Consider the following 1,048-nt stretch of genomic DNA (forward strand, 5'->3'; position numbering starts at 1 on the left):
CAACAACTTTCCAAGGACATGGATGGTGATGATGACTTCGTCTTTCTGTTTCAACAAATGACGATTTCGACGTTGAAGAGGAATCTGGATACTCGATAGTTGAGCCGATACAAAAAACAAAATCGATGCATATTGTTTTTGAAGTTTGACACGATCTGTAGTAAAATGAAAGTGCTCTTGCATGGGGATTCTCCTTTCGAATGGTAGGTCGCACTTTCATTCTACAGGAGATTCGCCAGGCAAGAGCTATTTTTTATGCTTGTTTGATTTTATCTAGCACCACGGGTATGATTATATCAAATTCAATTCAGACATTTTTAGTAAACTGCAAAATACAAACAATGGGGCTGAAGATCTTGTACTACGAATAGCTAAACAAGCGGAATGCTATCAATCTGATTATCACATTGATAATCAAACTAAAGATTTTTCCTCTATTACCATATTCCGCTGTGGAATTTGGGACTATCGAAAAAAAGCCGAGGAAAAAGGTGTAGAATTAACATTGGACAGTCCTTGTCAGTATTGTACTCGCCTTACTTCTTCCCTAATTGAATCAAAAGGCTTTTCAGTACGTTATGAGCTACATGAGATAGGTACACATCGAGGATGTAGATGGGAAATTTTCAAAAGAAAAAATGGGGAGTCGTGATATAATTCTCAGCTTTATCATCAACTGGCACCCAACAATTAGATACTTTTATATCTCTCAAAGTTATCCCAATTAAATAATTAGAGATGGTGAAGTTATCTCTTCACCATCTCTCTATCCTATTCAAGGAAAGGAGATAGGTTTCTAATTATGATTAATATTCCAAATATAGATTACGGCGTTCTTTACAATCAGATTTCTAAACTCCGTCAATCTCAAGACATTGATTGGATTATCGGGTTTTTACCTGAAAGGACTTTTGAGAGTATAGCCGATATAGGTTGTGGAAGTGGGAAATTTATTAAATCCATGATGCAAAAAGGGAAAATAAGAAAATTGGCTGTCGGTATTGAAAAAAAACCCCTCCATGATTAATATGGCTCAAAAAAACCTATC

The 1,048-nt window shown here is 35.8% G+C and carries 1 protein-coding gene and 1 pseudogene; one reads left to right on the forward strand and one right to left on the reverse strand.

Features of this window, described 5'->3' with window-relative positions; genetic code table 11:
• Positions 1–183, reverse strand: a pseudogene (locus tag M4I42_RS16940) (IS982 family transposase); the annotation flags it as partial.
• Positions 184–802: 619 nt separating this feature from the next.
• On the opposite strand from M4I42_RS16940, the gene M4I42_RS16945 reads away from it, so the two are divergent.
• Positions 803–1,027 carry a hypothetical protein gene (locus tag M4I42_RS16945; protein WP_268853200.1) on the forward strand — a complete coding sequence of 75 codons (225 nt, stop codon included), beginning with the start codon at positions 803–805 and terminating at the stop codon, positions 1,025–1,027.
• The last annotated feature ends 21 nt before the right edge of the window (positions 1,028–1,048 follow it).

This window comes from Anoxybacillus sp. J5B_2022, assembly GCF_026847645.1.
Lineage (GTDB): Bacteria > Bacillota > Bacilli > Bacillales > Anoxybacillaceae > Anoxybacteroides.